The 24,347-nt window shown below is 68.7% G+C and carries 22 protein-coding genes and 2 tRNA genes; 9 read left to right on the top strand and 15 right to left on the bottom strand.

Annotated elements, in window-relative coordinates; genetic code table 11:
* Positions 1-203: 203 nt before the first annotated feature.
* The 3 genes from BKA10_RS04195 (at position 204) to BKA10_RS04185 (ending at position 3,775) form a co-directional block, all read left to right on the top strand.
* Positions 204-863: a pentapeptide repeat-containing protein gene (locus BKA10_RS04195; RefSeq protein WP_183498736.1), complete on the top strand. Its 660-nt coding sequence runs from the start codon at positions 204-206 to the stop codon at positions 861-863.
* An 82-nt stretch (positions 864-945) separates the two neighbouring features.
* The gene (gene valS / locus BKA10_RS04190) at positions 946-3,525 is read left to right on the top strand and encodes a valine--tRNA ligase (RefSeq protein WP_183498735.1); all 2,580 of its coding nucleotides are present in this window, start codon (positions 946-948) and stop codon (positions 3,523-3,525) included.
* 1 nt (position 3,526) lies between these two features.
* Positions 3,527-3,775, top strand: coding sequence for a hypothetical protein (locus BKA10_RS04185; protein ID WP_183498734.1), 249 nt, complete (start codon positions 3,527-3,529; stop codon positions 3,773-3,775).
* A gap of 20 nt (positions 3,776-3,795) precedes the next feature.
* Here the strand turns inward: BKA10_RS04185 and BKA10_RS04180 are convergent, their stop codons facing one another.
* The 3 genes from BKA10_RS04180 to BKA10_RS04175 are packed head-to-tail and all read right to left on the bottom strand — an operon-like array spanning position 3,796 to position 5,899.
* Positions 3,796-5,079: an MFS transporter gene (locus BKA10_RS04180; protein ID WP_248198974.1), complete on the bottom strand. Its 1,284-nt coding sequence runs from the start codon at positions 5,077-5,079 to the stop codon at positions 3,796-3,798.
* Positions 5,076-5,288: a hypothetical protein gene (locus BKA10_RS16600; protein WP_241739912.1), complete on the bottom strand. Its 213-nt coding sequence runs from the start codon at positions 5,286-5,288 to the stop codon at positions 5,076-5,078. The genes BKA10_RS04180 and BKA10_RS16600 overlap by 4 nt, the downstream gene beginning before the upstream one ends.
* Positions 5,285-5,899 carry a helix-turn-helix domain-containing protein gene (locus BKA10_RS04175; RefSeq protein WP_183498732.1) on the bottom strand — a complete coding sequence of 205 codons (615 nt, stop codon included), beginning with the start codon at positions 5,897-5,899 and terminating at the stop codon, positions 5,285-5,287. The genes BKA10_RS16600 and BKA10_RS04175 overlap by 4 nt, the downstream gene beginning before the upstream one ends.
* A gap of 90 nt (positions 5,900-5,989) precedes the next feature.
* Between BKA10_RS04175 and BKA10_RS04170 the strand changes: the two genes are divergently transcribed.
* Positions 5,990-8,047 carry a M3 family metallopeptidase gene (locus BKA10_RS04170; protein ID WP_183498731.1) on the top strand — a complete coding sequence of 686 codons (2,058 nt, stop codon included), beginning with the start codon at positions 5,990-5,992 and terminating at the stop codon, positions 8,045-8,047.
* A gap of 15 nt (positions 8,048-8,062) precedes the next feature.
* On the opposite strand, the gene BKA10_RS04165 is transcribed toward BKA10_RS04170, so the two are convergent.
* The 7 genes from BKA10_RS04165 to BKA10_RS04135 form a co-directional block, all read right to left on the bottom strand.
* Positions 8,063-8,650, bottom strand: coding sequence for a dihydrofolate reductase family protein (locus tag BKA10_RS04165; protein WP_183498730.1), 588 nt, complete (start codon positions 8,648-8,650; stop codon positions 8,063-8,065).
* 36 nt (positions 8,651-8,686) lie between these two features.
* Positions 8,687-9,805 carry an epoxide hydrolase family protein gene (locus BKA10_RS04160; RefSeq protein ID WP_183498729.1) on the bottom strand — a complete coding sequence of 373 codons (1,119 nt, stop codon included), beginning with the start codon at positions 9,803-9,805 and terminating at the stop codon, positions 8,687-8,689.
* A 39-nt stretch (positions 9,806-9,844) separates the two neighbouring features.
* A complete protein-coding gene (gene clpX / locus BKA10_RS04155) occupies positions 9,845-11,116 on the bottom strand; it encodes an ATP-dependent Clp protease ATP-binding subunit ClpX (protein WP_183498728.1) in 1,272 nt (423 codons plus the stop codon).
* 146 nt (positions 11,117-11,262) lie between these two features.
* A complete protein-coding gene (locus tag BKA10_RS04150; protein WP_183498727.1) occupies positions 11,263-11,940 on the bottom strand; it encodes an ATP-dependent Clp protease proteolytic subunit in 678 nt (225 codons plus the stop codon).
* Positions 11,941-11,960: 20 nt separating this feature from the next.
* A complete protein-coding gene (locus tag BKA10_RS04145; RefSeq protein WP_183498726.1) occupies positions 11,961-12,545 on the bottom strand; it encodes an ATP-dependent Clp protease proteolytic subunit in 585 nt (194 codons plus the stop codon).
* A gap of 155 nt (positions 12,546-12,700) precedes the next feature.
* Positions 12,701-14,197 (bottom strand): trigger factor, encoded by a 1,497-nt coding sequence (gene tig / locus BKA10_RS04140; protein ID WP_183498725.1) that lies wholly within the window; start codon positions 14,195-14,197, stop codon positions 12,701-12,703.
* A gap of 74 nt (positions 14,198-14,271) precedes the next feature.
* Positions 14,272-14,345: transfer RNA gene (locus tag BKA10_RS04135), tRNA-Pro, on the bottom strand.
* A gap of 146 nt (positions 14,346-14,491) precedes the next feature.
* Here BKA10_RS04135 and BKA10_RS04130 point away from each other — a divergent pair.
* A tRNA-Gly gene (locus BKA10_RS04130) sits at positions 14,492-14,565 on the top strand.
* Positions 14,566-14,574: 9 nt separating this feature from the next.
* Here the strand turns inward: BKA10_RS04130 and BKA10_RS04125 are convergent.
* Complete coding sequence (locus BKA10_RS04125) at positions 14,575-15,114, bottom strand: gamma carbonic anhydrase family protein (protein ID WP_183498724.1); 540 nt, start codon at positions 15,112-15,114, stop codon at positions 14,575-14,577.
* Positions 15,115-15,248: 134 nt separating this feature from the next.
* On the opposite strand from BKA10_RS04125, the gene BKA10_RS04120 reads away from it, so the two are divergent.
* Positions 15,249-15,734, top strand: coding sequence for a Dps family protein (locus BKA10_RS04120; protein ID WP_183498723.1), 486 nt, complete (start codon positions 15,249-15,251; stop codon positions 15,732-15,734).
* A gap of 83 nt (positions 15,735-15,817) precedes the next feature.
* Here BKA10_RS04120 and BKA10_RS04115 read toward each other — a convergent pair whose 3' ends face one another.
* Genes BKA10_RS04115 through BKA10_RS04100 form a run of 4 tightly spaced genes read right to left on the bottom strand, consistent with a single transcriptional unit; the run spans position 15,818 to position 19,522 of the window.
* The gene (locus BKA10_RS04115; protein WP_183498722.1) at positions 15,818-17,317 is read right to left on the bottom strand and encodes an amidohydrolase; all 1,500 of its coding nucleotides are present in this window, start codon (positions 17,315-17,317) and stop codon (positions 15,818-15,820) included.
* On the bottom strand, positions 17,314-17,964 hold the full coding sequence (locus BKA10_RS04110) for an FMN-binding negative transcriptional regulator (RefSeq protein ID WP_183498721.1): 651 nt from the start codon (positions 17,962-17,964) through the stop codon (positions 17,314-17,316). The genes BKA10_RS04115 and BKA10_RS04110 overlap by 4 nt, the downstream gene beginning before the upstream one ends.
* A 29-nt stretch (positions 17,965-17,993) precedes the next feature.
* Positions 17,994-18,989 carry an Fpg/Nei family DNA glycosylase gene (locus BKA10_RS04105; protein WP_183498720.1) on the bottom strand — a complete coding sequence of 332 codons (996 nt, stop codon included), beginning with the start codon at positions 18,987-18,989 and terminating at the stop codon, positions 17,994-17,996.
* On the bottom strand, positions 18,989-19,522 hold the full coding sequence (locus BKA10_RS04100; RefSeq protein WP_183498719.1) for a ribose-5-phosphate isomerase: 534 nt from the start codon (positions 19,520-19,522) through the stop codon (positions 18,989-18,991). Before BKA10_RS04100 ends, BKA10_RS04105 begins: the two co-directional genes overlap by 1 nt.
* A gap of 56 nt (positions 19,523-19,578) precedes the next feature.
* On the opposite strand from BKA10_RS04100, the gene BKA10_RS04095 reads away from it, so the two are divergent.
* From BKA10_RS04095 to pepN, 3 genes are all read left to right on the top strand, one after another.
* The gene (locus tag BKA10_RS04095) at positions 19,579-19,947 is read left to right on the top strand and encodes an ArsR/SmtB family transcription factor (RefSeq protein ID WP_183498718.1); all 369 of its coding nucleotides are present in this window, start codon (positions 19,579-19,581) and stop codon (positions 19,945-19,947) included.
* Positions 19,944-21,626: a SulP family inorganic anion transporter gene (locus tag BKA10_RS04090; protein WP_248198976.1), complete on the top strand. Its 1,683-nt coding sequence runs from the start codon at positions 19,944-19,946 to the stop codon at positions 21,624-21,626. The genes BKA10_RS04095 and BKA10_RS04090 overlap by 4 nt, the downstream gene beginning before the upstream one ends.
* A 72-nt stretch (positions 21,627-21,698) precedes the next feature.
* Positions 21,699-24,245 carry an aminopeptidase N gene (pepN, locus tag BKA10_RS04085; RefSeq protein ID WP_183498717.1) on the top strand — a complete coding sequence of 849 codons (2,547 nt, stop codon included), beginning with the start codon at positions 21,699-21,701 and terminating at the stop codon, positions 24,243-24,245.
* The last annotated feature ends 102 nt before the right edge of the window (positions 24,246-24,347 follow it).

Genomic DNA, 24,347 nt, shown 5'->3' with positions numbered 1-24,347 from the left:
CGGGAGAACCGCGGTACCACCCCGCGTTGCCCGGGGCGAACCTCTCGGCGCACCTCCCGGCCTCTCTTCTGCGGCTGTGACGGGCCTGCCCCGCTCGGTTCTACTCCCCGCGGGTCACCCCTGAGGTTTCTTCCGAGAGCTCCCCGGTGATGGCCGGATCGATGCTGGTCGTCCCATCATACGCGCGGCGTAGGGTGAGGAGCATGCCGCGACGCACCGCCCAGCCCGCCGCTCCGCGCGTGAGCCCGCCCGATCTGCCGGTCGTCTTCGAAGAGGTGCATTCCCTTCAGCGCCACGCCGACGTGCAGGGTGCGCGCATCAGCGGCCTGAGCGGCACGGTGGACGCTGCGCACGCCAGTCTCATCGAGTGTGTCATCACGGCATCCGTCGACCGACTCGATCTCAGCGGAGCGGCGGTGACCGATGCGAGGTTCGATGGGCTCAGCGCCGCCGAGGTCGTCGCGCGGGACGCGCGCTGGCGCACGGTCGAGCTGGTCGGCGGGCGCGTGGGCACACTCGACCTGCTGCGCGCCGAGCTCGACGTCGTCGTCTTCCGCGAGGTGCGCATCGACTACCTTTCGCTGCCCTCTGCGCGGGTGCTGGATGTCCGGTTCGAAGGCTGCCGGATCGGGACGCTCGACATACCGCAGGCGACGCTGACCCGGGTCGCCTTCGCCGACTGTCAGGTCGACGAGGTCGACACGCGGGAGCTGCGTGCGCGCGACCTCGATCTGCGCGGTCTCGAGGCTCTGGGCTTCACGGATCCGACGGGCCTTCGTGGCGCGACGCTCGACGTGCGTCAGGCCGAGATGCACGCGGCCTCCTTCGCCGCCGCACTCGGCATCGACGTCGCGGGCGCCTGATCTCCCGGCCCGGTAGACTGGGCCCGGAACCCACACTCAGGCACGCTCACACAGTGCCGCATATATCGCTCGAGGAGTACCCATGACCGACGCGCACATTCCGGACAAGCCCGCACTGGAAGGCCTCGAGCAGAAGTGGGATGCCGCATGGGCGGCTCAGGGCACGTACTTGTTCGACCGCGACGCCGCACGGGCCAAGGGACGCGCGGGCATCTTCTCGGTGGACACTCCCCCGCCCACCGCGTCGGGCTCGTTGCACATCGGCCACGTGTTCAGCTACACGCACACCGACATCAAGGTGCGGCACGAGCGCATGCAGGGCAAGACCGTCTTCTACCCCATGGGGTGGGACGACAACGGTCTGCCGACCGAGCGCCGGGTGCAGAACTATTTCGGCGTGCGCTGCGATCCCTCGCTTCCGTACGACGCCGACTTCACGCCGCCGTTCCACGGCGACGCCAAGAGCCTGAAGCCCGCCGACCAGGTGCCCATCAGTCGTCGAAACTTCATCGAGCTGTGCGAAGAGCTCACGTTCGAGGACGAGAAGCATTTCGAGAGCCTGTTCCGTCAGCTGGGGCTCTCGGTCGACTGGACGCAGACCTATCGCACCATCTCCGACGACACGATGCGCACGAGTCAGCTCGCCTTCCTCCGCAACCTCGATCGGGGCGAGGCCTACCAGTCCCTGGCGCCCACGCTGTGGGACATCGACTTCCGCTCGGCGATCGCGCAGGCCGAACTCGAAGACCGCGATCAGGCCGCGTCGTTCCACCGCATCGCGTTCCACCGCACCGATGGCGACGGTGACATCCACATCGAGACGACGCGCCCCGAGCTGCTTGCCGCGTGCGTCGCGCTGGTGGCCAACCCCGACGACGAGCGCTACCAGCCCCTGTTCGGGACCACGGTGCGCACACCGCTGTTCGATGTGGAGGTGCCAGTCCTCGCGCACCCTCTCGCCCAGCAGGACAAGGGCACCGGCATCGCCATGATCTGCACCTTCGGCGACGTGACCGACATCATCTGGTGGCGCGAGCTGCAGCTGCCGAACCGGACCATTCTCGGCAAGGACGGTCGCGTCATGGCCGAGACGCCCGAGGCGATCGCGTCGGAGGCCGGACGTGCCGCCTACGCGGAACTGGCCGGCAAGACGGTGTTCAGCGCCCGCAAACGCGTCGCCGAACTTCTGACCGAGTCCGGCGAGCTGCTCGAGGTGTCCACACCCTTCCAGCACGCCGTGAAGTTCTACGAGAAGGGCGACCGTCCCCTCGAGATCGTCTCGACCCGCCAGTGGTACGTCCGCAACGGTGCGCGCGATGAAGAGCTGCGCGACAAGCTGATCGCGCTCGGCCAGACGATGAACTGGCATCCGGACTTCATGCGGATCCGCTTCGAGAACTGGACGAACGGTCTCACCGGCGACTGGCTCGTGTCTCGTCAGCGCTTCTTCGGCGTGCCGATCCCGGTCTGGTACGGCCTCGACGAGAACGGCGAGCGGGATCACGACCGCGTGCTCACCCCCGACTCGGCAGCCCTGCCCGTCGACCCGACCATCGACGTCCCGCCCGGATACACCGAGCAGCAGCGTGGCGTCGCGGGCGGGTTCGAGGGCGAGAAGGACATCTTCGACACCTGGGCGACGTCCTCGCTCACCCCGCAGTTGGCCGGCGGCTGGCAGCGCGACGAGGAACTGTGGAACCTCGTGGCACCGTTCGATGTGCGCCCGCAGGGTCAGGACATCATCCGCACCTGGCTGTTCTCCACAATGCTGCGCAGCGCCCTGGAAGATGACCGTGCGCCGTGGACGGATGCCGCCATCTCGGGCTTCATCGTCGACCCCGACCGTAAGAAGATGTCGAAGTCGAAGGGCAACGTCGTGACGCCGGCGGACGTTCTTGCCGGGCACGGCACCGACGCGGTGCGCTACTGGGCGGCCTCCAGCCGTCTGGGAGCCGATGCCGCATTCGACCCGCAGAACCCGACGCAGGTCAAGATCGGCCGGCGTCTGGCGATCAAGGTCCTCAACGCCGCGAAGTTCGTGCTGTCGTTCCCGGTGCCCGAGGGTGCCGAGATCACCCATGCGCTCGATGCGTCGATGCTCACGACCCTCGACCAGGTCGTGCGCGACGCCACCCGGGCGTTCGAGGACTACGACCACGCGCGCGCGCTGGAGCTGACCGAAGCCTTCTTCTGGACGTTCTGCGACGACTACCTCGAACTGGTCAAGGAGCGTGCTTACAACCAGGCCGACGTCGGCCAGGCCTCGGCGGCGCTGGCCCTGCGGCTCGCGCTGTCGACGATGCTGCGCCTGCTCGCGCCGGTGCTCGCGTTCGCCACCGAAGAGGCGTGGTCGTGGTTCGAGGAGGGCTCGATCCACACGGCCGCCTGGCCGCAGCCGCTCGGGCTCGAGGGCGACCCCGCCGTGCTCATCGCGGCCAGCGAGGCCCTCATCGGCATCCGCCGGGCCAAGACCGAAGCCAAGGCCTCGCAGAAGACGCCGGTGGCCTCGCTCACGCTGCGCGCGAACGACCAGACCATCGCCGCCCTGCGACTGGCCGAGGGCGATCTCAAGGCCGTGGGGCGCATCGATCGCCTCGAGCTGCGGGGTGGCTCGGACGAGTTCGTCATCGAGGCCATCGAACTCGCACCGCAGGAGGTCTGACATGCAGCTCGGCACACGCTGGACCAGTGGCGACGAACCGCCCCGGGCGGTGCCCGACGTGCTCCGCGGGCAGATTGCGACAGTGGATGCCGCGATCCCCGGCGATGCGCTGGGTCAGCCGCGCCCACGCTGGACGCTGACCTGGCTCGAGGGCCGTCCGATCGCCGAGCTCGACACCGGGATTCTGGTCGAGGTCGATGCATCGGGTGGGGTTGTGGTCCGTCACGACGACGGCGACGGATTCGCGTGACGCGTCGGGCTTGATCGGGCTCAGTCGTCGGTCGTGATGGCGAGGTCGGCCCCGGCACGTCGCGTGCCCCCGATCAGCAGCGGCGTCGCGGTGAGCGTGACGACGACGATCGCCGCGCCGCCGATGACGAACGGCAGGCGCAGATCGACCCTCCCCACCCAGCCGCCCAGAAGCGTCGCAAGGGGGAACAGCCCCCAGGTGAAGGAGCGGATCACGCCGAGCACGCGCCCGAACATGTGCGCGGGAACGATCTGCTGACGCAGGGCGCCCCACGGCACATTCCACCCCGACACGGACCCGGCGGCGACGGCGTACGCCGCCACAGTGGTCCACACGTTCGGCGCCAGGCCGGTCAGCAGGAGTGTCAGCCCCGCGCTGATCGTCGCCACGAGCATGACCGGGCCCCGGCCGTACCGGGCCACCAGGCGCGGCGCGATGGTCGCCCCGGCCAATGCACCGAGCCCGATGCCGGCGGTCACGAAGCCGACCGCCGCGACCGGAACCTTCATCGTCTCGAGGAAGAACAGCATCGCCGTCGCCTGGGCGAACGACAGTGCCGACCCGGTGAACGAGGTGAACACGACCATGGCTCGCAGATATCGGTGATGCCAGAGATAGTCGAATGCCTCACGTGCCGGCACCCGGTGCGCGACGGCACGATCGGCACGCGCGTCGCTGGGCCCGCGCTCGTCCCGCAGTGCCCGCGCGGCCGAGACCGGCAGCAGCAGGGCGAGGACGATCGGTGCGAGATAGCCGACCGCACCGGCCCACAGGGGCAGAGCCAGCGCGACCGCGAACAGCAGACCGGCGATCGGTGTCGCGATGAAGCTGTCGATCGTGACCTGCGCCGCCTGCATCCAGCCGTTGGCGCGGTCGAGCTGACTGCGCTGCACCACCGCCGGAATCACCGCGTTGGTGGCGTTGTCGAACATCGTCTCGCCCAGTCCGAAGACCAGGGTGCCGATGAACAGAGCCGGAAGGCTGAGCGTGCCGGTGACGGCGAGGGTCGCCAGCCACAATGCGACGCCACCGCGAATGGTGTTCGCGACGGCCATCACGATCCGGCGATCGAACCGGTCGACGATCATTCCCGCCGGCAGCCCGAAGATCAGCCAAGGGACGAAGGCGAGCGCGGAGATCACCGAGATGGCGAGCGGGTCCGTCGTCAGCGCGATCGCGGCGAGGGGGACGGCGGTCCTCCCCAGCCCGTCGGCGAGGTTGCTGAACGCCGCGGCGGTCCACAGCTTGCGGAAGTCGGGGCCGAGCGCTGTCCGAGACGAGCGCTTGGCCACCGGCTCGCTCACCGCGGATACAGTCCGAGCGCGCGGGCGGACGCAGCGTCGCGCGCGTGCTCGACGACGGCATCCTGCGCAACCCTCACGTCCAGACGAGCTGCGCGGCGGGCCATGCGTGACGCGATGTACCCACCGACGGCGGTGACAGTGCGCAGCATGACGGTTTCGACGCGGGTGGGACGGACGGACGTCGTGACGGGGATCGAGATGACGGTCATGATGACCTTCCTTCATCAAGAGGAAACAGATCGGTGCGGATGGAGACGGGACGTACGCCCTCTCCCTGCTGGTCGCGGTAGTTGTCCACGACCTCGTCGACGAGCTCCATGATCTTCTCGGAGAGCTCGTGCAGCTGAGTGGCGGTGAGCCGCGCGGTGGCGGTGGACAGCATGGTCGCGTCCTGCCACTCTTCGGTTTCGTTGTCGAGGGCGGTCGCCAGGAAGTCGCGCAGCTGACGATGCCTGCGTTCGTAGTACTCGCTCATGACCACCTGCGAGGCGGCCTTTCCGGCGGGAGTGCTCATCGCGTCGGGATTCGTGAACGACACGCCACCCGGCGGGCGCTCCCACCACCGTTCGCGACCGGTGCCTCGATCGGGCACCTCGCGGATGAGATCGTGCTTGGCGAGGGCGCGCAGGTGATAGCTGGTCACTCCCGATGACTCGCCCAGCCGCGCGGCGAGCGAGCTGGCCGTCTGCGCCCCGAAGGAGCTCAGAATGTCATAGATCTCGACACGCACGGGGTGAGCGAGCGCCTTGAGGGCCCCCGTGTCCAGTACGCGCATCTCGCGGGTCTGCGGGGGGCGATTCTCGGTCTCGTTCGCGTCCATAACAGCAAAGATACCTTTGCAAAGAAGTCTATGCAAGGGTTTCTTTGCATATTTCTCGATCGACTGTCCCGACCGCAATAGGGTGAGGGAATGACGGATGCCGCGACCAACCCCCTGCTCTCCCCCAGTGCCCTTCCCTGCGGGCTCCCGGACTACCGGCAGATCCTGCCGGAGCACTACCTGCCGGCGTTCGATGCGGCGTTCACGGAGCATCGCGGCGAGATCGACGCCATCACGCGTGTTCGGTCGATGCCGACGTTCGAGAACACTTTCGTGCCGCTGGAGCGTGCCGGCGAGACGCTCGACCGAGTCGCCCGCACGTTCTACACGGTCTCGTCGGCCGACGCGACGCCCGCGATCCAGGAGATCGAGGAGAAGCTCGCTCCGCTCATGTCGGCGCACCAGGACGCGATCCAGCTCGACGGTCGGTTGTACTGGCGGGTGAAAAGCGTGCACGAACAGCTCGGACAGCTCGATCTGGACCCGGAAGCGCGCTACCTCGTCGAACGGCACTACACCGAGATGACCCACGCGGGTGCGGGTCTCGACGACGAGCAGAAGCAGCGGCTCACCGACCTGAACCAGCGGCTGTCGGTGCTGACGACCACCTTCGAGAAGAACCTGCTCGCCGACACCAACGATCTCGCGGTCGTTTTCGATGACGCCGCCGAGTTGGATGGTCTCACCGAGGGCGAACTGTCGGCAGCGGCGCGCAACGCCGCCGACCGTGGACTCGAGGGCAGATACGTCGTGACGCTGACCCTGTTCACCGGTCACCCGTACCTCTCGACGCTGACGCGCCGGGCGTCGCGCGAGCGGCTGATGGCGGCGTCGCGGCAGAGAGGGTCGCGCGGTGACGAGCACGACAACAGCGGTGTTCTGCGCGAGATCGTCCGGTTGCGCGCCGAGCGCGCAGCACTGCTGGGCTACGAGAGCCATGCCGCCTACGTCACCAGTGATCAGACGGCCGGCTCGCCCCGGGCGGTGCACGCGCTGCTGCGACGGCTTGCTGCGCCGGCGGCGGCCAATGCCCGCCGCGAGCAGGAGGCGCTGCAGTCGATCATCGACGACGGTGACGACGCGTTCGCACTCGAGGCACACGACTGGGCCTTCTACACCGAGCAGGTGCGAGCGGCGGAGTATGACCTCGACCGCACCGCACTGCGCCCCTGGTTCGAGGCCGAGCGCGTGCTCCGCGACGGAGTGTTCCGCGCGGCGACCGAACTGTACGGGGTGAGGTTCACCGAGCGCGCCGATCTGCCGGCCTACCACCCCGGCGCGCGCGTGTTCGAACTCCACAACGCCGACGGATCGCCGCTGGGACTGTTCATCCTCGATCTGTACACGCGCGACACCAAACGCGGCGGAGCGTGGATGAACTCGATCGTGTCGCAGTCCCGCCTGCGCGGGACGCAGCCCATCGTCGTCAACAACCTCAACGTCCCCGAGCCGGCGCCCGGCAAGCCAACGCTGCTGACGCTCGACGAGGTCACGACCCTGTTCCATGAGTTCGGCCACGCGCTCCACGGCCTGTTCGCGACGGTGACCTACCCGCACTTCGCGGGCACCGCGGTGTTCCGCGACTTCGTCGAGTTCCCGAGTCAGGTCAATGAGATGTGGATCTACTGGCCTGAGATCCTTGCGGCCTATGCCCGGCACATCGACACCGACGAGCCGCTGCCCGCCGAGGTCGTCGACAAGCTCACCGCCTCGGAGGCCTTCAATCAGGGTTTCGCCACGAGTGAGTACCTGGCGGCCGCGTGGATCGACCAGGTGTGGCACTCACTGACAAGCGAGGAAGCCGCAGCCGTCGACGATGTCGCGGCGTTCCAAGCGGAAGCCCTCGCCGACATCGGCCTGGACAACCCGGCCGTCCCCCCGCGATACGCGTCGACGTACTTCGCGCACGTGTTCTCGGGCGGCTACAGCGCCGGGTACTACTCGTACATCTGGAGCGAGGTGCTCGATGCCGACACCGTGGAGTGGTTCCGTAAGAACGGCGGTCTCACCCGGGCCAACGGCGACCGCTTCCGCGATCGGCTGCTCGGCGTGGGCGGATCGAAGGACCCGCTCGCGGCATACCGCGATTTCCGGGGGCGGGATGCCGACATCGAGCCGCTGCTGAAGCGACGGGGGCTCACGGGCTGACCGTCGACCGGGGTGTCACGGACGGCGTCCGCTCCCGGTCGCATCCGCTGATGGCGTGACGGAGTAGACGAGTCGGGCGAACTGACCGACGGCTTTCGCGGAGATCAGACGCAGCCGGTCGGAATCGAGGCGGCGGGGCAGCAGCGGTGCGCCGCCGTCGAGCAGCACGGGCGCGATCGAGACGGCGATCACATCGAGCGCGCCGGCGTCGAGGAACTGCCCGGCGAGGTCTCCCCCGCCGACCACCCAGATGTCGGACCCGCCGGCTGCGGCACGCAGCGCCGGCAGCGCATCGGCGACCGGTCCGGACAGGAACGTGACGTTCGCGCCTTCGGGAACGGGCAGAGCCCGGGTGGTGAAGACGAAGGTCGGGCGGTCACCGTGGAACTCGCGCCACTTCTCGGGGTGGGCGATCATGTCTGACTCGGCCAGCAGCCACTCGTAGGTCGTGGATCCTTCGACCAGCACGCGGGCGTGGGGCGGCAGCAGTTCGGGCGCCGGTGTCGTTCCGCCCTCCACCGCGAACAGCCAGCCGAGAGAGTTGTTCCGGTCGGCGATCCACCCGTTGAGTGCCGTCGCGGTGTCGAAGATGATGCGCCCCATATCGCGAGGCTAGGCAGGGGTCCCGACATCGCTCGGTCAGGCCCCTCGGGGCAGCGCACCGATCTCCTCTGCGAAGGCGCGCACTCGGGCGGCGAGGTGGCCGGGTACCTCTGCCGCAGCGAAGTGTCCGCCTTCCGGAAGACGGTCGAACGAACGCAGGTCACGGTAGAAGGCTCGCGCGACCGATTCCGGATAGTCATGCTCATGACGCTGGATCGCGACGGCCGCGGGCACCGCCACAGGCGGGATCGCGGCATCCCTTCGATCGAAATAGGGCCGGAAGGACGACGCGATCGACTGCGTCGCCCAGTAGATGGTGGCCTCAGTGAGAACCCGCTCGCGCGCGATGCGCCGCTCGAGGTGTGCCGGGTCACCGGCCGGGGTATCGCTCCACTCGACGAGCTTCTCCGCGATCCATGCCAGCAGTCCTGCCGGCGAGTCGTTCAGCGCGGCGGCGAGGGTGTCGGGCCTGGTCGCCTGCTCATGCGCATAGCCGCCGTTCGCACCGCCGTCGGCGGCGAGCCTGTCGAAGAAGGCACGCTCGTCCGGGGCGGTGAGGGCGGCACGCTCGGCGTCCGTGGGAAAGTGCGCGTGGGTCGCGACGATTCCGAGGACCTCTCCCGGATACGCGGCCGCGATGAGATCGCTCACGTTGGCCGAGATGTCTTCGCCGTAGGTCAGGAAGCGTTCGTATCCCAGGGTGTCGGTCATGAGGCGATGCATCAGGGCGGCGATCGCCGCCTCGTCGAAGGTGGCGTCGGCCGGTGGAGAGAACCCGAACCCGGGAAAGCTCGGCAGGACGACGTGGAAGTCGGTGAGCAGCGCGGCGAACTCCAGCTGGAGGGCGAAGGTGTGGGGCCAGCCGTGCATGACCAGCAGCGCCGGCGCATCGACCCGTGCCGAACGCAGGTGGGTGATGTGCAGCCGGACGCCGTCGACATCGGCCAGGAACTGCGGGTGCGCGTTCAGCCACGCCTCGCGTGCGCGCCAGTCGAACTCCCGCCATGACTGCGTGAGCGCCCGCAGATAGCCGGCGGACATGCCCGAGGCCGGGCGCCCCGCAGAGTCGGGGAGGAATCGGGTGCGGGCCAACCGCGCCCGGAGGTCGTCGAGGTCGGCGTCAGGGACCTGAATGCGGAAGGGCTGAAGCGTCATGCCTCGACGCTATGGCGTGCCTGCGACACGCAGCTCGTGTCAGGCGCTCTTGCGCTTCGGCTGGCTCAGTACGAGGGTCGGCGCAGCGCCGGTGGTGACGGCGTCCTGGGTGACGATGACCTTCTCGACGTCTTCGGTCGAGGGGATCTCGAACATGATCGGCCCGAGCACGTCCTCGAGAATCGCACGCAGGCCACGGGCGCCGGTCTTGCGCGCCACGGCCAGATCGGCGATGGCCCGCAGCGCGTCGTCGTCGAACTCCAGCTCGACACCGTCGAGCTGGAACATGCGCTGGTACTGCTTCACGAAGGCGTTCTTCGGTCCGGTGAGGATCTCGATGAGCGCCTCCTGATCGAGCGGTGCGACCGAGGTGACCACGGGAAGCCGGCCGATGAACTCGGGGATCAGCCCGAACTTGTGCAGGTCTTCGGGCTCGACCTCGCTGAACAGCTCGAGGTCCTTGCCCTTCTCATGCAGCGGGGCCCCGAAGCCGACACCGTGCTTGCCGACGCGGGCGGAGATGATCTCTTCGAGCCCGGCGAACGCACCGGCCACGATGAACAGGACGTTCGTCGTGTCGATCTGGATGAACTCCTGATGCGGGTGCTTGCGGCCGCCCTGCGGCGGCACGGAGGCGACGGTGCCTTCGAGGATCTTCAGCAGCGCCTGCTGCACGCCCTCCCCCGACACGTCGCGAGTGATCGAGGGGTTCTCCGCCTTGCGGGCGATCTTGTCGACCTCGTCGATGTAGATGATCCCGGTCTCGGCGCGCTTCACGTCGAAGTCGGCGGCCTGCAGGAGCTTGAGGAGGATGTTCTCCACGTCTTCGCCGACGTATCCCGCCTCGGTGAGCGCCGTGGCATCCGCCACCGCGAACGGGACGTTCAGCCGCTTCGCCAGCGTCTGCGCGAGATAGGTCTTGCCGCAGCCGGTCGGGCCCAGCAGCAGGATGTTGCTCTTGGCGATCTCGACCTCGTCGGCGCGGTGCTCGGCGGGCTGCAGGGTGCTGTGGGCGCGGACGCGCTTGTAGTGGTTGTACACGGCGACCGACAGCGCCTTCTTGGCGGGGTCCTGACCGACGACGTACTCGGCGAGGAATGAGAAGATCTCACGCGGCTTGGGCAGATCGAAGTCTGCGACGGCTCCGTCGCCGGCCTCGGCCATGCGCTCTTCGATGATCTCGTTGCACAGCTCGACGCACTCGTCGCAGATGTACACACCGGGACCGGCGATGAGCTGCTGGACCTGCTTCTGGCTCTTTCCGCAGAAGGAGCATTTGAACAGGTCGGCGCTTTCACCGATGCGAGCCATGTTGCGCCTCCTCCAGAGCCATGCGGGACGTGTTCGAGCCTAACTGCACACGGCGACATCGCGGCGGATTTGCGACGCGCGGTGTCTTACGGGCGCGAACGCGAATGCCCCGCCGACGTACTCGGCGGGGCATTCGGACGCGGACCTCAGGAGGTGATCGCGGCCGGGGTGCGCTTGCGCGAGGTCAGCACCTGGTCGACGATCCCGTACTCGAGGGCCTCCTCGGACGAGAGGATCTTGTCGCGGTCGATGTCCTTGTTGACCTGCGCCTGGGTGCGGTTGGTGTGCCTCGCCATCGTCTCCTCGAGCCACGTGCGCATGCGGAGGATCTCCGCCGCCTGGATCTCGATGTCCGACGCCTGGCCATGGCCCGACTCGCCGACCGCGGGCTGGTGCATGAGGATCCGGGCGTTGGGCAGCGCGAGGCGCTTTCCGGGGGCCCCGGCCGCCAGCAGCACCGAGGCGGCCGAGGCCGCCTGGCCGAGCACGACGGTCTGGATCTCGGGCGACACGTACTGCATGGTGTCGTAGATCGCGGTCATGGCCGTGAACGATCCGCCGGGCGAATTGATGTACATGACGATGTCGCGGTCGGGGTCCTGCGACTCGAGCACGAGCAGCTGGGCCATCACGTCGTCGGCCGACGCGTCGTCGACCTGCACGCCGAGGAAGATGACACGGTCCTCGAACAGCTTGTTGTACGGGTCCTGACGCTTGTAGCCGTAGGCCGTGCGTTCTTCGAACTGCGGCAGGATGTACCGGCTCGAGGGCATCTGCACGCCGTGCACGGAGTGCTGCGGTGCGCCGAAGGTGGGGGTGTTCATTGCGTTCGGTCCTCCGGTGCTCACTGGTCGGTTCCGCCGCCGCCGATGACGTCGGTGGCCAATTCGCGGATGTGGTCTACGAAGCCGTACTCCAGCGCCTCCTGGGCGTTGAACCAGCGGTCGCGGTCGCCGTCCTCGTTGATCTGCTCGACCGTCTTGCCGGTCTGCGATGCGGTGATCTCGGCGAGACGCTTCTTCATGTCGAGGATCAGCTGCGCCTGCGTCTGGATGTCGCTGGCGGTGCCGCCGAAGCCGCCGTGCGGCTGGTGGAGCAGCACGCGGGCGTTCGGGGTGATGTAGCGCTTGCCCTTGGTTCCGGCTGTCAGCAGCAGCTGGCCCATGGAGGCGGCCATGCCGATGCCGACGGTGACGATGTCGTTCGGGACGAACTGCATCGTGTCGTAGATCGCCATGCCGGCGGTGATCGACCCGCCGGGCGAGTTGACGTAGAGGAAGATGTCCTTCTCGGAGTCCTCGGCGGCCAGCAGCAGGATCTTCGCGCAGATCTCGTTGGCGTTGTCGTCGCGCACCTCCGACCCCAGCCATATGATGCGGTCCTTCAGCAGTCTGTCGAAGACGCTGGTCGCGACAAGTGGTTCAGCCATGAATGCTCCTGATTCCGGGTATCCGTACGCAACGAATCTACCGACGCTCAGACGATGCCCCGGCCGTGTTCGCCGTCGGCATACGTCGTGTCTGCGCAGACGAACAAGAGGGGTGGATGCCGGTGCTCCGGCAGCCACCCCTCTCGAGACGTCGATTACTCGGCGTCGGACTTCTTCGCTGCAGGCTTCTTCGCGGCCGGCTTCTTGGCCGGCGCCTTCTTGGCCGGTGCCTTCTCGGCTGCGGCCTCGTCGGCGTCAGCCTTCTTCGCGGCCGGCTTCTTGGCGGGAGCCTTCTTGGCCGGCGCCTTCTTGACGGGCGCCTCCTCGGCTGCGGCCGCTTCGGCCGGCGCGTCCTCGGCGGACTCGTCCTCGTCTTCGACGGCGGCGAAGCCCGACAGGTCGACCGTGTTGCCGGCGGTGTCGACGACGGCGACCTTGCCCAGCGCGATCGCGAGGGCCTTGTTGCGGGCGACCTCGCCGACCATGAGCGGCAGCTGGCCGTTCTGCTGCAGCGCGTCGACGAACTCCTGCGGCGGCATGCCGTACTGGGCCGATGACTGGATGAGGTACTGGGTCAGCTCCTCCTGCGAGACCTGCACCTCGTGACGCTCGACGATCTTGTCGAGGATCATCTGGGTGCGGAACTGCTTCTGGCTGGCCTCGGTGACCTCGGCGCGGTGCACGTCGTCCTCGAGACGGCCCTCACCCTCGAGGTGGGTGTGCACCTCGTCCTCGACGAGCTTCTCGGGCACAGGGATGTCGACGAGTTCGATGAGCGTCTCGACGAGCTTGTCGCGCGCGGCGGCACCCTGCGTGAACACGGCCTGCTGCGAGACGCGCTCGACCAGGCTCTCGCGCAGTTCGGCGATCGTGTCGTACTCGCTGGCGATCTGGGCGAAGTCGTCGTCGGCCTCGGGAAGCTCGCGTTCCTTCACGGCGGTGACGGTCACGGCGACCTCGGCTTCTTCACCCGCATGGTCGCCGCCGACCAGCGTCGAGCGGAAGGTGGTGTCCTCACCGGCGGTGAGCGATTCGACGGCCTCGTCGATGCCCTCGAGGAGCTCGCCCGAGCCGACCTCGTACGACACGCCCTGGGCGCGGTCGATCTCGGTGCCGTCGATGGTGGCGACCAGGTCGAGCTCGACGAAATCGCCGGTGGCGGCGGGGCGGTCGACGGTCACGAGCGTGCCGAAGCGGGCGCGCAGGCTGTCGAGTTCGGCGTCGATGGCCGACTCGTCGGTCTCGACGACGTCGACCTCGATCTTCACGGCGTCGTACGCCGGCAGGTCGAACTCGGGACGCACGTCGACCTCGACCTCGAGCTTGAGGTCACCCGAGAAGTCCTTCTCGTTGGGCCATTCGACGATCTCGGCGGCCGGACGCCCGACGATGCGGACCTCGTTGTCGTTGACGGCCGCGCGGTAGAACTGGTCGAGGCCCTCGTTGACGGCGTGCTCGAGCACGGCGCCGCGGCCGATGCGCTGGTCGATGATCGGCGCCGGCACCTTGCCCTTGCGGAAGCCGGGGATCTGCACGTCCTGAGCGATGTGCTCGTAGGCGTGCGCGATGCTCGGCTTGAGCTCCTCGGGGGTGACCGAGATGTGCAGCTTCACCCGGGTGGGGCTCAGCGTCTCGACGGTGCTGGTGACCATGCCTGTGTTCTCCTCAAGTCCCGCACGCATGCGCGGGCGCTGGTTCGGTATGTCTGGGTCTGGGGGGCCGTGTGTCGGGGCGACAGGATTTGAACCTGCGACCTCCCGCTCCCAAAGCGGGCGCTCTACCAAGCTGAGCTACGCCCCGGGCGCGCACGCACGCATGCGAACGCCGAAAAACGGCCGCTGGTCAGTCTAGCCGACATTGCGCTGTAGACTCTTCGAGGCGTCTGCACCGACACTCTCGGCGGCATCGCCCGACAACTGAAAACCCGGCCGGATTCCGCCGGATCCGGGGCTGTAGCTTAGTGGTAAAGCCTCTGTCTTCCAAACAGATGATGCGAGTTCGATTCTCGTCAGCCCCTCCACGAACCCCGTCAGCGTGCGTCTTCGGCGCCCGCGTGCGCGGCCAGGTGCGCCCGGTAGATCTCGGCGTTGCGCAGGATCCCCGCCTTCTCGTCGTCGCTGAGCTCACGCCGGACCTTGGCCGGCACGCCTGCGACGAGCGAGCCGTCGGGCACGACGGAGCCCTCGAGGACGACCGCTCCCCCGGCGATGAGGCACCCGCTGCCGATGACGGCGCCGGAGAGCACGACACTGCCCATGCCGACGAGCGAGCCGTCGCCGATCGTGCAGCCGTGCACCACGGCGTTGTGGCCGACCGAGACGTTCTCGCCGATGATCACGGGGTGCCCGTCGTCGACGTGGACCGACACGTTGTCCTGCAGGTTGCTGCCGGCGCCGAGCGTGATCGAGGCGCTGTCGCCGCGCACCACGGCGTTGTACCAGACGCTCGCGCCGGCCTCGAGGGTGACGTTGCCGATCACCCGCGCACCGGGTGCGACGAAGGAGGTCGGATCGAGAGTGGGCGCGTGGCCCGAGACGGCGAGAACGGAGGCATCGGCGGCGACGGTCATGGCTCCGACACTACACAGCCGGACACCCGAGAACTCCCGGTTAGCCCAGCCTTTGCTTGCTTGCGGAATGCCTGGTGCTGAGTAGCGTTGGATTCAGTGCGGGGCATTTCCCGCTGAGTGGAGGGCGAGTAGATATGACCAAGACACACACGATTTCAGCGACCGCGGCCGACCCTGAGGTGGCCGCCGGCACCGCACAGTTCCTCGCGCCGGTCGTTCTCGGACTGCAGGCTCTCGCCGTCAACGGCAAGCAGGCCCACTGGAACGTCCGTGGCGCGAATTTCATCGCGATCCACGAGCTTCTCGACCAGGTCGTCGCACACGCGCAGGCGTCTGCCGACGAGGCCGCCGAGCGGATCGTCGCTCTGGGCCTTCCTGTCGATGCCCGCGTCGCCACGGTGGCCGCTAAGGTCGCCGCGACGGCGGTTCCTGCCGGGTTCACCCCGTGGGAGCAGCAGATCGCGGCCATCGTCTCCGACATCGACGCGGTCCTGCCCGACGTGCAGGCGGCGATCGACGGCCTCGACGAGATCGATCTGACCAGCCAGGACATCGCGATCGGCATCAAGGCGAGCCTCGAGAAGGATCGCTGGTTCCTCTCGGCGCACCTCGCCTCTTGACAGCAGACGAGTGGATGCCGGCAGGCGCCCACTCCTGAGCAGCACGAAGCCCCGGCCGATCGGTCCGGGGCTTCGTCGTGCAGTCAGTGGGCGACGTGCGTCAGGACGCCCTCGATCAGGGTTGCGCGGGTCTGCGTCGCACCCAGCGTCCGTCCGGCCGTCAGCGGGTCGCGGTCCACGAGCGCGAGGTCGGCGATGTCGCCGACGTCGAGGGCTGAGCCGGCGTCCGAGCCGCCGGCCGTCGACGCGGCCAGTGCGGTTGCGGGTGACACCGCCTGATCCGGACGCCATGCGGGCAGGTCGTCCCGCGTGCGCAGGACCGCGGCAGCCATCGCCGCCCAGGGGTCCAGCGGCGCGACCGGTGCATCGGAGCCGAAGAGCAGGTTGACCCCGGCATCGGCCATCGACCGCAGCGGGTACGGCAGGGCAGTCTGACCGGCCCAGATCGTGTCGGTGAGGTCGCGGTCGTCGAGCGCGTGCTCGGGCTGCACGCTCGCCGCGACGCCCAGGCGCGCGAACCGGGCGATGTCGGCGTGTGCGACCAGCTGCGCGTGCTCGATCGTGCCGTACGCGCCGGTCTCGGCGAACGCGTCGAGCGCGTGCGTGTTGGCGAGGTCGCCGATCGCATGCACCGCGCACGCGAGGCCCGCTCCGGTCGCCCGCATGAGCAGATCCACGAGTTCATGCGGCGGAACGGTCAGCACGCCGCGGTTGTGCGGATCGCCCGGATACGGGTGCGAGCATGCCGCCGTTCGCGTGCCGAGCGACCCGTCGGTGATGACTTTCAGCGACCCCATGCGCACGCGGCCCGCGGCATCCAGGGCGTCACCGGTGCGCAGGCCCTCGGCGATCGCGCGGTCCAGAAGCTCGGGGTAGACCGCGAACGACACGCGGGTGGCGTCGAAGCCGGCATCGAGTCGTCGTGCCCAGGCCTCGGCGTTCCAGGCCATGTCGAAGTCGACGACGCCCACGATGCCGCGCGCGGCGGCCTCGCGCAACGCGTGCTCGACGAGGGCGTCGCCGGCGACCGGGTCGACGGCGTTGAGGCGCCGTGAGATCTCGAACGCCGGCGCCTCGCGTAGCAGTCCGGTGTCATCGGGCGGGAACCCTTCGCGCCGGAGTGCGGCCGAGTTGAGCCACACGCAGTGCACGTCCGCGCTGATCAGGTAGGTGGGCACCTCGCCCGTCGCCGCGTCGAGCACGGCAAGGGAAGGCGTGTCCGGCCAGAGAGCATCGCGGAAGCCGGTGCCCACGCGCCGCCCGTCCGCGAGGAGCGGGGCGGTGGACATGATCGTCGCCGCCTCGGCCGCCGTCGCCGCCGCGCCCACCGGCATCCGCTGGGCGACCAGCGCCCACTGGACGGTGTGGACGTGGTGATCCCACAGGCCGGAGATCACCCAGGAACCGTCGGCGTCGAGGACGGCGCCGCGGCGGGGCAGCGCTCGTGCCGGCGCGATGTCGGCGATCCGGCCGCCGTCGAGGTGCACATCGACCGGCTCGGTGCCGAACGGATCGAGGCGGTCGCCGCCCGTCAGCCGCGCGTTCGCGATGACGTCGACGCCGTCGGCGCGCTGCAGGCTCATCGAATGTCCCGCGCGGCACGGATGCTCTCGTGCGCACGACGCATCTCGGCCGGCAGTCGCGGGTCCGTGTAGGGACCGTGGCCGGCTTCGAGCTCGGCGATGATGGTGTCGACCATCTCGTCTGGCTTGTTCTGACTGAGCTTGCGCTTGGCCACGACCTTGGTGGGTGTCAGACGGAAACCGACCGTCCCGCGCTCGAGACCCCGCACGAACTTCTCGTCGTTGGGCGGTTCCCACATGAGTCGCGGCTGCGGCAGTGCGGATTCGAATCGCGCGACGAGCCTGTCGAGCACCTTCAGGTTCTCCTCGGTGGACAGCAGCTCAGGGACTCCGCTCAGGTGCACCGAGACGAAGTTCCACGTGGGGACGGCCTGCACATCGCCGTACCAGCCGGGCGAGACGTACCCGTGCGGTCCCTGCACGACGACCAGCAGCTCGTGCTCACCCAGGCCCAGGATCGCGTCGTCAGGTCTGCCGACATGCCCCACGATCGTGAGGTCGTCGCGGTCTTCGTCCAGCAGCACCGCGTAGTGCGATGCCACCAGTCCATCAGGGGTGTTGCTCACCAGTGTCATCCACGGGTGCGCATCGATGACACGGCGCAGCTCCGCCACGTCGGTCATCGCGAAGCTCGGGTTCTGCCGCATGTCACCAGCCTAGGGCGGTGACGAGCGACTCACGCCTGACAGCTCGGGCACCAGTACAGCTTGCGCGTCGCCATCTCTTCGAGCACGATCGCCGTCCCGCACACGCGGCACGGCAGCCCCGCGCGGTGATAGACCCAGTGCCGGTCGTCGCGATGCGCCATCGCGAGCCGATAGGCGTCGGGGTTCAGGTCGTCCATCGTCATCATCTGGCCCGTCTCCACGCCGATGGCCAGCAGTCGCACCCAGTCCCGCCACAGTCCTCGGACCGTCTCCTCCGGCACATCCCGCCCCGGGGTGTGGGGGTTCAGACGTGCCCGGAACAGCATCTCGGCGCGGTACACGTTCCCGATGCCGCTGACGACGGTCTGGTCCATGAGCAGCAGTCCGATGGGCGTCGGCTTGCGCCGGACGACCGCGGCGAATCGTTCCTCGCCCTCCGCGACGTCGTCCACGAGCGGATCGGGGCCGAGCTTCGCGACCGTTGCGAGCATCTCGTCCGGCGTCTGCAGCTGGCAGGCGGTCGGACCGCGCAGGTCGGCGCAGGTGGCATCCGTCATCAGACGCAGTCGCACCTGGCCGACCACGGGCGGCGGCCACTGGTCGCCCTCGTCGGCCAGGCCCCTCGTCTGCTCGCTCATGCGCACGTGCACGCGGGTGCGTCGCGGCGCGCCGATCGAGCTCAGCGAGTTCTCGCCGGCGGTGTCGAAGACCGGCTCGAGGTCGGTGCCGCGCTGGTTCGTCTGCCCCATCCGCCCGTTGGCCGACGCGATGGTCGGGTCGACGAGGATCTCACCGGCGAAGTCCCACGCGCCGTACATGCCCAGGTGCACGCGCAGCCAGATGTCGTCGTCGAACTCGAGGAACATCTGCTTGCCGACGGCGCGGACCTCGGTGGGCGTGCGCCGGTCGATGACCGAGGCGCCCTCGACGAATCGTCCCTGCGGGCTGGATGCCGTCACCGCGCGCCCCACGAAGTTCCGGTCGAACTGACGGGCGATGCGGTGGACGGAATGACCCTCGGGCATCAGCCCGCTTCCGGATCAATCGCGTCGGCGGACTCGCCGCCGCGGAGGTTCCTGCGCGGGTCGGGCTCGAGCGACCCGTCGATCTCGTACGCGGCGAGCTGGCCGATGCGGCGCGCGTGACGCTCCTCGCCGGTGAACGGCGTCGCGATGAACCGGTCGATGAAGGTCACCGCCTCATCGAAGGTGTGCTGACGGGCGCCGATCGAGATGACGTTCGCGTCGTTGTGCTCACGCGCGAGCTCGGCGGTGGCGAGATTCCAGACGAGCGCGGCGCGGACACCCCGGACCTTGTTCGCCGCGATCTGCTCGCCGTTGCCCGAGCCGCCGAACACGACGCCGAGCGTCTCGATGCCCGCGGCCTGGTCACGCACGACCGCCTGCGCCGCCCGGATGCAGAAGGACGGGTAGTCGTCGAGCGCGTCGTACTCGATCGGACCGTGATCGACCACGTCGTGACCCTGCGCGGCGAGGTGGTGCTGCAGCTGCGTGGAGAATTCGAGGCCGGCGTGGTCCGTCGCGATGTGGATGCGCATGCCTCAATCCTATTGACAGTGCCGGTCGATGGATGCCGCGATATGATGTTTCCATCATGCCACTAACCCAGACGCAGAGACCGCTCTACGAAGTCAAGGCCAACCTGTTCAAGGGGCTCGCTCATCCCTTCCGCATCCGCATCCTCGAGCTGCTGTCGGCCACCCCGGAATGCAGCGTGGCCGAACTGCAGGCCGAGACGGGCCTCGAAGCGTCACACCTGTCCCAGCACCTCGCGGTGCTCCGCCGACACCGGCTCGTAGAGTCCGAACGCCGCGCGAGCCACGTCTACTACCGCCTCGCCGATCCGAAGGTCGCGCAGCTGCTGGCAACCGCTCGCGAACTGCTGTGGGCCGTGCTCGCCACCGACGGCGACCTTCTGCGCGGCGCCCAGGACCTGCCCGCGCTGCCGGAGGCGCCGCGGTGACGACGTCACCGGCCCGGGGCCGCCGGTTCGTGTCGGCCATCGCCGCGCTCTTTCCGAGCAGGGCCGACTATGCGCACGCCGGACGCACGTGGCGTGGCGATCTGATCGCCGGAATCACCGTCGGCATCGTCGCACTGCCGCTGGCACTGGGATTCGGCGTCAGTTCGGGGCTCAGCGCCGAAGCGGGGCTGATCACCGCGGTCGTGGCCGGGTTCATCGCGGCGGTCTTCGGAGGATCGCACGTCCAGGTCTCCGGCCCGACCGGCGCGATGGTGGTCGTCCTCGTTCCGATCGTGGCGATCCACGGTCCCGGTGCGGTGGTCACGGTGGCGCTCATGGCCGGGGTCATCGTGATCGCCGCGGGCGTCCTGCGGCTCGGCCGCGCCGTGTCCTTCATCCCCTGGCCGGTCATCGAGGGGTTCACTCTCGGCATCGCGGTGATCATCTTCGCCCAGCAGATCCCGCTGCTCACGTCTGCTCACACGGCACGGGCCGATGAGCACAGCTCCAATGCGCTCGTCGCAGCGGTCCAGGCGCTCGCCGGCGCGGACCTCGGCTACCTCCTCTGGGCGCTGGGCGCCGCCGCGATCGTGGTGGCGTGCATGCTGCTGCTCCCCCGCCTGCACCCGGCGATTCCCGGCTCGCTCATCGGCATCGCCGTGGTCGCCGTGCTCGCGCTCGTGCTGCCGACACCGCTGGCGACCATCGGCACACTGCCCTCCTCTCTCCCGGCGCCGGCACTGCCGAACCTCGACCCCGCGCTGCTGTCGCACCTGCTCCTGCCCGCTGTCACCGTCGCCGCCCTCGCCGCGATCGAGTCGCTGCTGTCGGCCCGCGTCGCGGCATCCATGGCCGATACCGGTCCCTACGACCCGGACCGTGAGCTGTTCGGGCAGGGCCTCGCGTCGGTCGGTGCATCCCTGTTCGGCGGCATGCCGGCCACCGGGGCGATCGCCCGGACCGCCGTGAACATCCGCTCGGGCGGCCGATCGCGCATCGCCTCGGCCTTCCACGCGGTCGTGCTGCTGCTGGTGGTGCTCGTCGCCTCCGGCCCGGTCGGCAGCATCCCCCTCGCGGCACTGGCCGGTGTCCTCATGCTCACCGCGGTCCGCATGGTCCACCGCGACACGGTCCGGGCGATCCTCCGCTCCACGCGTGCCGACGCCGTCGCCTTCGTCCTGACGGCCGTGATCACGGTGTCGTTCGACCTGATCGTCGCGGTGATCATCGGCGTCGTGTTCGCCGGCGTCCTCGCGCTGCGGAGCCTGTCACGGGCCTCTGGGGTCCATCGCGAAGAGATCGCCGGTGAGAGGCATGCCGGGGACGAGCGCATCGCGATCATCCGGTTCGACGGTCCGCTGTTCTTCGCCGGGGCCGACCGGATCTTCGCTCAGGTGCAGTCCCTGAAGGGCGTCTCGGTGGTGATCCTGCGGATGTCGCAGCTGGAGCTGCTCGATGCCACCGGCGCCCGCATCCTCGGCGACATCGTGCAGAGCCTCGAGCGGCGCGGGGTCACGGTGCTCATCAAGGGGGTCCAGGCGCGCCACGAGGATCTGATGCGCACGGTGGGCGTGCTGCGATCGCTGCGTCATGCCAATCACCTCTTCGCCGAACTGCCGCCGGCGATCGAGCACGCACGCAGTCATATCCGGCGGGAGCCCGAGGGACGGACAGCGTAGGCTTTACAGGTTGCCGTCGGCGCCAGCAGCGTCGATCGTCGGCATCCACCCGAACCCATGGGAGTCACGCACGTGCCTGGAGAGAATCTCACCCGCAGCGAGGCGCAGGAGCGCCGCGCGATCATCGACACCACCTCATACGAGGTCACGCTCGATCTGACCACCGGTCCGGAGGTGTTCCGCTCACGTGCGGTGATCCGCTTCACCGCGACCGAGGGGGCCTCGACCTTCATCGACCTCATCGCCCGCACGGTGCACGAGATCACCCTGAACGGCCAGGCGATCGACCCGGCCACGGCCTTCGCCGACTCGCGCATCGCCCTCGACTCGCTCGCCGCCGACAATGAGCTGGTCGTGGACGCGGACTGCCTCTACACGAACACGGGCGAGGGCCTGCACCGCTTCGTCGACCCCGTCGACGGCGAGGTCTACCTCTACTCGCAGTTCGAGGTGCCCGACTCGCGGCGCGTGTTCGCGGTGTTCGAGCAACCCGATCTGAAGGCGGCGTTCCAGTTCACCGTCACCGCTCCCGCGCAGTGGCAGGTCGTGTCGAACTCGCCTACCCCTGCCCCGGTCGCCGCCGGTGAGGGCACGGCCACGTGGACCTTCGAGCCCACCCCGCGCATCTCGTCGTACATCACCGCGCTGGTCGCCGGCCCCTACGAGTCGACCTTCTCCGAGCTGACCAGTTCCTCCGGCCGGGTCATCCCGCTGGGCGTCTACGGCCGCAAGAGCCTGTGGCAGCACCTCGATGCCGACTACATCTTCGACAAGACCCGTGAGGGCTTCGCCTACTACGAGGACAAGTTCGGCGTCCCGTACCCGTTCGCGAAGTATGACCAGCTGTTCGTCCCCGAGTTCAACGCGGGGGCCATGGAGAACGCGGGCGCGGTCACCTTCACCGAGACCTACGTGTTCCGCTCGAAGGTGACCGATGCCGTGAAGGAACGGCGGGTCGTCACGATCCTCCACGAGCTCGCGCACATGTGGTTCGGTGACCTGGTCACGATGAAATGGTGGAACGACCTGTGGCTCAACGAGTCGTTCGCCGAATGGGCGTCGACCATCGCCACGGCCGAGGCCACCGAGTGGACTGCCGCCTGGACGACGTTCAATGCCATGGAGAAGACCTGGGCGTACCGCCAGGACCAGCTTCCGTCGACCCACCCGGTGGTCGCGACCATCAACGACCTCGAGGACGTCCAGGTCAACTTCGACGGCATCACGTACGCCAAGGGCGGCTCGGTGCTGAAGCAGCTCGCGGCCTGGGTGGGCATCGAGGCGTTCTTCGCGGGCGTCTCGGCGTACTTCCAGAAGCACGCGTGGGGCAACACCGAGCTGAGCGACCTGCTCGTCGAGCTCGAAGCCACCAGCGGCCGCGAGCTCGACACGTGGTCGAAGAAGTGGCTGGAGACCGCCGGCGTGAACACGCTCTCCCCCGAGCTCAAGACCGACGTCGACGGTCACATCACCCGTTTCGCGATCGTGCAGACCGCGCCGGCGGATTATCCGACGATCCGTCCGCACCGCCTCGGCGTCGGGTTCTACGACCTCGACGGCGGCGCGCTCGTGCGCACCCACCACATCGAGATCGACGTCGACGGTGACCTCACCGAGGTGCCCGAGCTCAAGGGATTCGCCCAGCCCGACCTCATCCTCCTCAACGACGACGACCTCGCGTACGCGAAGATCCGCCTCGACGAGCGGTCGCTGGGCACGGCGATCGCCCATCTCGGCACGATCTCCGACCCGCTGGCCCGTTCGCTGGTATGGGGTGCGGCGTGGGATCAGACCCGTGATGCCGAGGCGTCGGCATCCGACTACATCGATCTCGTGCTCCGCAACATCGGCGCCGAGACCGAGTCGACCACGGTGCGCACGACGCTCGCCCAGCTGCAGCTGACGGCGAATTCGTATGTCGCACCCGAGCGTCGGGAGGCGGCCCGGAGCAAGGTCGCCGATGCGCTGTGGGAGCTCGCTCAGGGGGCGGATGCCGGCAGCGACAGCCAATTGCAGTTCGTGACCGCGTTCGCGTCGGCGGCCGCCCTCCCCACCCATTGGGAACAGGTCCGCGCGCTGCGCGACGGCGAGAACACCCTTTCCGGGCTCGAGATCGACGCCGACCTGTCGTGGGCGCTGCTGGTCTCCCTCGCGGCGGGCGGACTCGTCACCGCCGCCGACATCGACGCCGCCCTCGCCGAGGACAACACCGCCAAGGGCGGCGAGTTCGCGGCGCAGGCCAAGGCCGCCCTGCCGAGCGTCGAGGCCAAGCGCACCGCCTGGTCGTCGCTGGTCGACAGCGCCGACCTGCCCAACACGGTGATCCGCTCGGCCGCGCTCGGGCTGGTGCACCCGGCGGGCGTGGACGCGCTGTCCGCGTTCATCGACCCCTACTTCGAGATGCTGCTCCCGGTGTGGAACAGCCGCACCTACCAGATCGCGAACTACCTGATCACCGGGCTGTACCCGGCCGCCCTGGCCGATGTCGCCCTCCGCGACGCGACCCGTGCCTGGCTGAAGGAGCACGAGGACGCATCGCCGGCGCTGCGCCGTCTGGTCGCCGAGAACCTCGCGGGCGTCGAGCGCGCCCTGTCGGTGCAGGAGCGCGACGCGCAGTAGCACCTGCAGCACCCGTCGTCCCCCTGCGTGAAATCATCCTGCAGGGGGACGACGTCGTCGCGGGACGGTACCGCGGGGGGACGCCGCCGGTGACGGCGGCCC

Source organism: Microbacterium invictum, from assembly GCF_014197265.1.
Classification (GTDB): Bacteria; Actinomycetota; Actinomycetes; order Actinomycetales; family Microbacteriaceae; genus Microbacterium; species Microbacterium invictum.
Note: the sequence above shows the minus strand (reverse complement) of the source record. Positions and strands in the feature narration are given on the sequence as shown.

What these genes read in the sequence shown, in the direction of transcription:
- BKA10_RS04195 (WP_183498736.1), top strand. Translation starts at nt 204, where the DNA reads ATGCCGCGACGCACCGCCCAGCCCGCCGCTCCGCGCGTGAGCCCGCCC.
- valS (WP_183498735.1), top strand. Translation starts at nt 946, where the DNA reads ATGACCGACGCGCACATTCCGGACAAGCCCGCACTGGAAGGCCTCGAG.
- BKA10_RS04185 (WP_183498734.1), top strand. Translation starts at nt 3,527, where the DNA reads ATGCAGCTCGGCACACGCTGGACCAGTGGCGACGAACCGCCCCGGGCG.
- BKA10_RS16600 (WP_241739912.1), bottom strand. Translation starts at nt 5,288, where the DNA reads ATGACCGTCATCTCGATCCCCGTCACGACGTCCGTCCGTCCCACCCGC.
- BKA10_RS04175 (WP_183498732.1), bottom strand. Translation starts at nt 5,899, where the DNA reads ATGGACGCGAACGAGACCGAGAATCGCCCCCCGCAGACCCGCGAGATG.
- BKA10_RS04170 (WP_183498731.1), top strand. Translation starts at nt 5,990, where the DNA reads ATGACGGATGCCGCGACCAACCCCCTGCTCTCCCCCAGTGCCCTTCCC.
- BKA10_RS04165 (WP_183498730.1), bottom strand. Translation starts at nt 8,650, where the DNA reads ATGGGGCGCATCATCTTCGACACCGCGACGGCACTCAACGGGTGGATC.
- BKA10_RS04160 (WP_183498729.1), bottom strand. Translation starts at nt 9,805, where the DNA reads ATGACGCTTCAGCCCTTCCGCATTCAGGTCCCTGACGCCGACCTCGAC.
- clpX (WP_183498728.1), bottom strand. Translation starts at nt 11,116, where the DNA reads ATGGCTCGCATCGGTGAAAGCGCCGACCTGTTCAAATGCTCCTTCTGC.
- BKA10_RS04150 (WP_183498727.1), bottom strand. Translation starts at nt 11,940, where the DNA reads ATGAACACCCCCACCTTCGGCGCACCGCAGCACTCCGTGCACGGCGTG.
- BKA10_RS04145 (WP_183498726.1), bottom strand. Translation starts at nt 12,545, where the DNA reads ATGGCTGAACCACTTGTCGCGACCAGCGTCTTCGACAGACTGCTGAAG.
- tig (WP_183498725.1), bottom strand. Translation starts at nt 14,197, where the DNA reads ATGGTCACCAGCACCGTCGAGACGCTGAGCCCCACCCGGGTGAAGCTG.
- BKA10_RS04125 (WP_183498724.1), bottom strand. Translation starts at nt 15,114, where the DNA reads ATGACCGTCGCCGCCGATGCCTCCGTTCTCGCCGTCTCGGGCCACGCG.
- BKA10_RS04120 (WP_183498723.1), top strand. Translation starts at nt 15,249, where the DNA reads ATGACCAAGACACACACGATTTCAGCGACCGCGGCCGACCCTGAGGTG.
- BKA10_RS04115 (WP_183498722.1), bottom strand. Translation starts at nt 17,317, where the DNA reads ATGAGCCTGCAGCGCGCCGACGGCGTCGACGTCATCGCGAACGCGCGG.
- BKA10_RS04110 (WP_183498721.1), bottom strand. Translation starts at nt 17,964, where the DNA reads ATGCGGCAGAACCCGAGCTTCGCGATGACCGACGTGGCGGAGCTGCGC.
- BKA10_RS04105 (WP_183498720.1), bottom strand. Translation starts at nt 18,989, where the DNA reads ATGCCCGAGGGTCATTCCGTCCACCGCATCGCCCGTCAGTTCGACCGG.
- BKA10_RS04100 (WP_183498719.1), bottom strand. Translation starts at nt 19,522, where the DNA reads ATGCGCATCCACATCGCGACGGACCACGCCGGCCTCGAATTCTCCACG.
- BKA10_RS04095 (WP_183498718.1), top strand. Translation starts at nt 19,579, where the DNA reads ATGCCACTAACCCAGACGCAGAGACCGCTCTACGAAGTCAAGGCCAAC.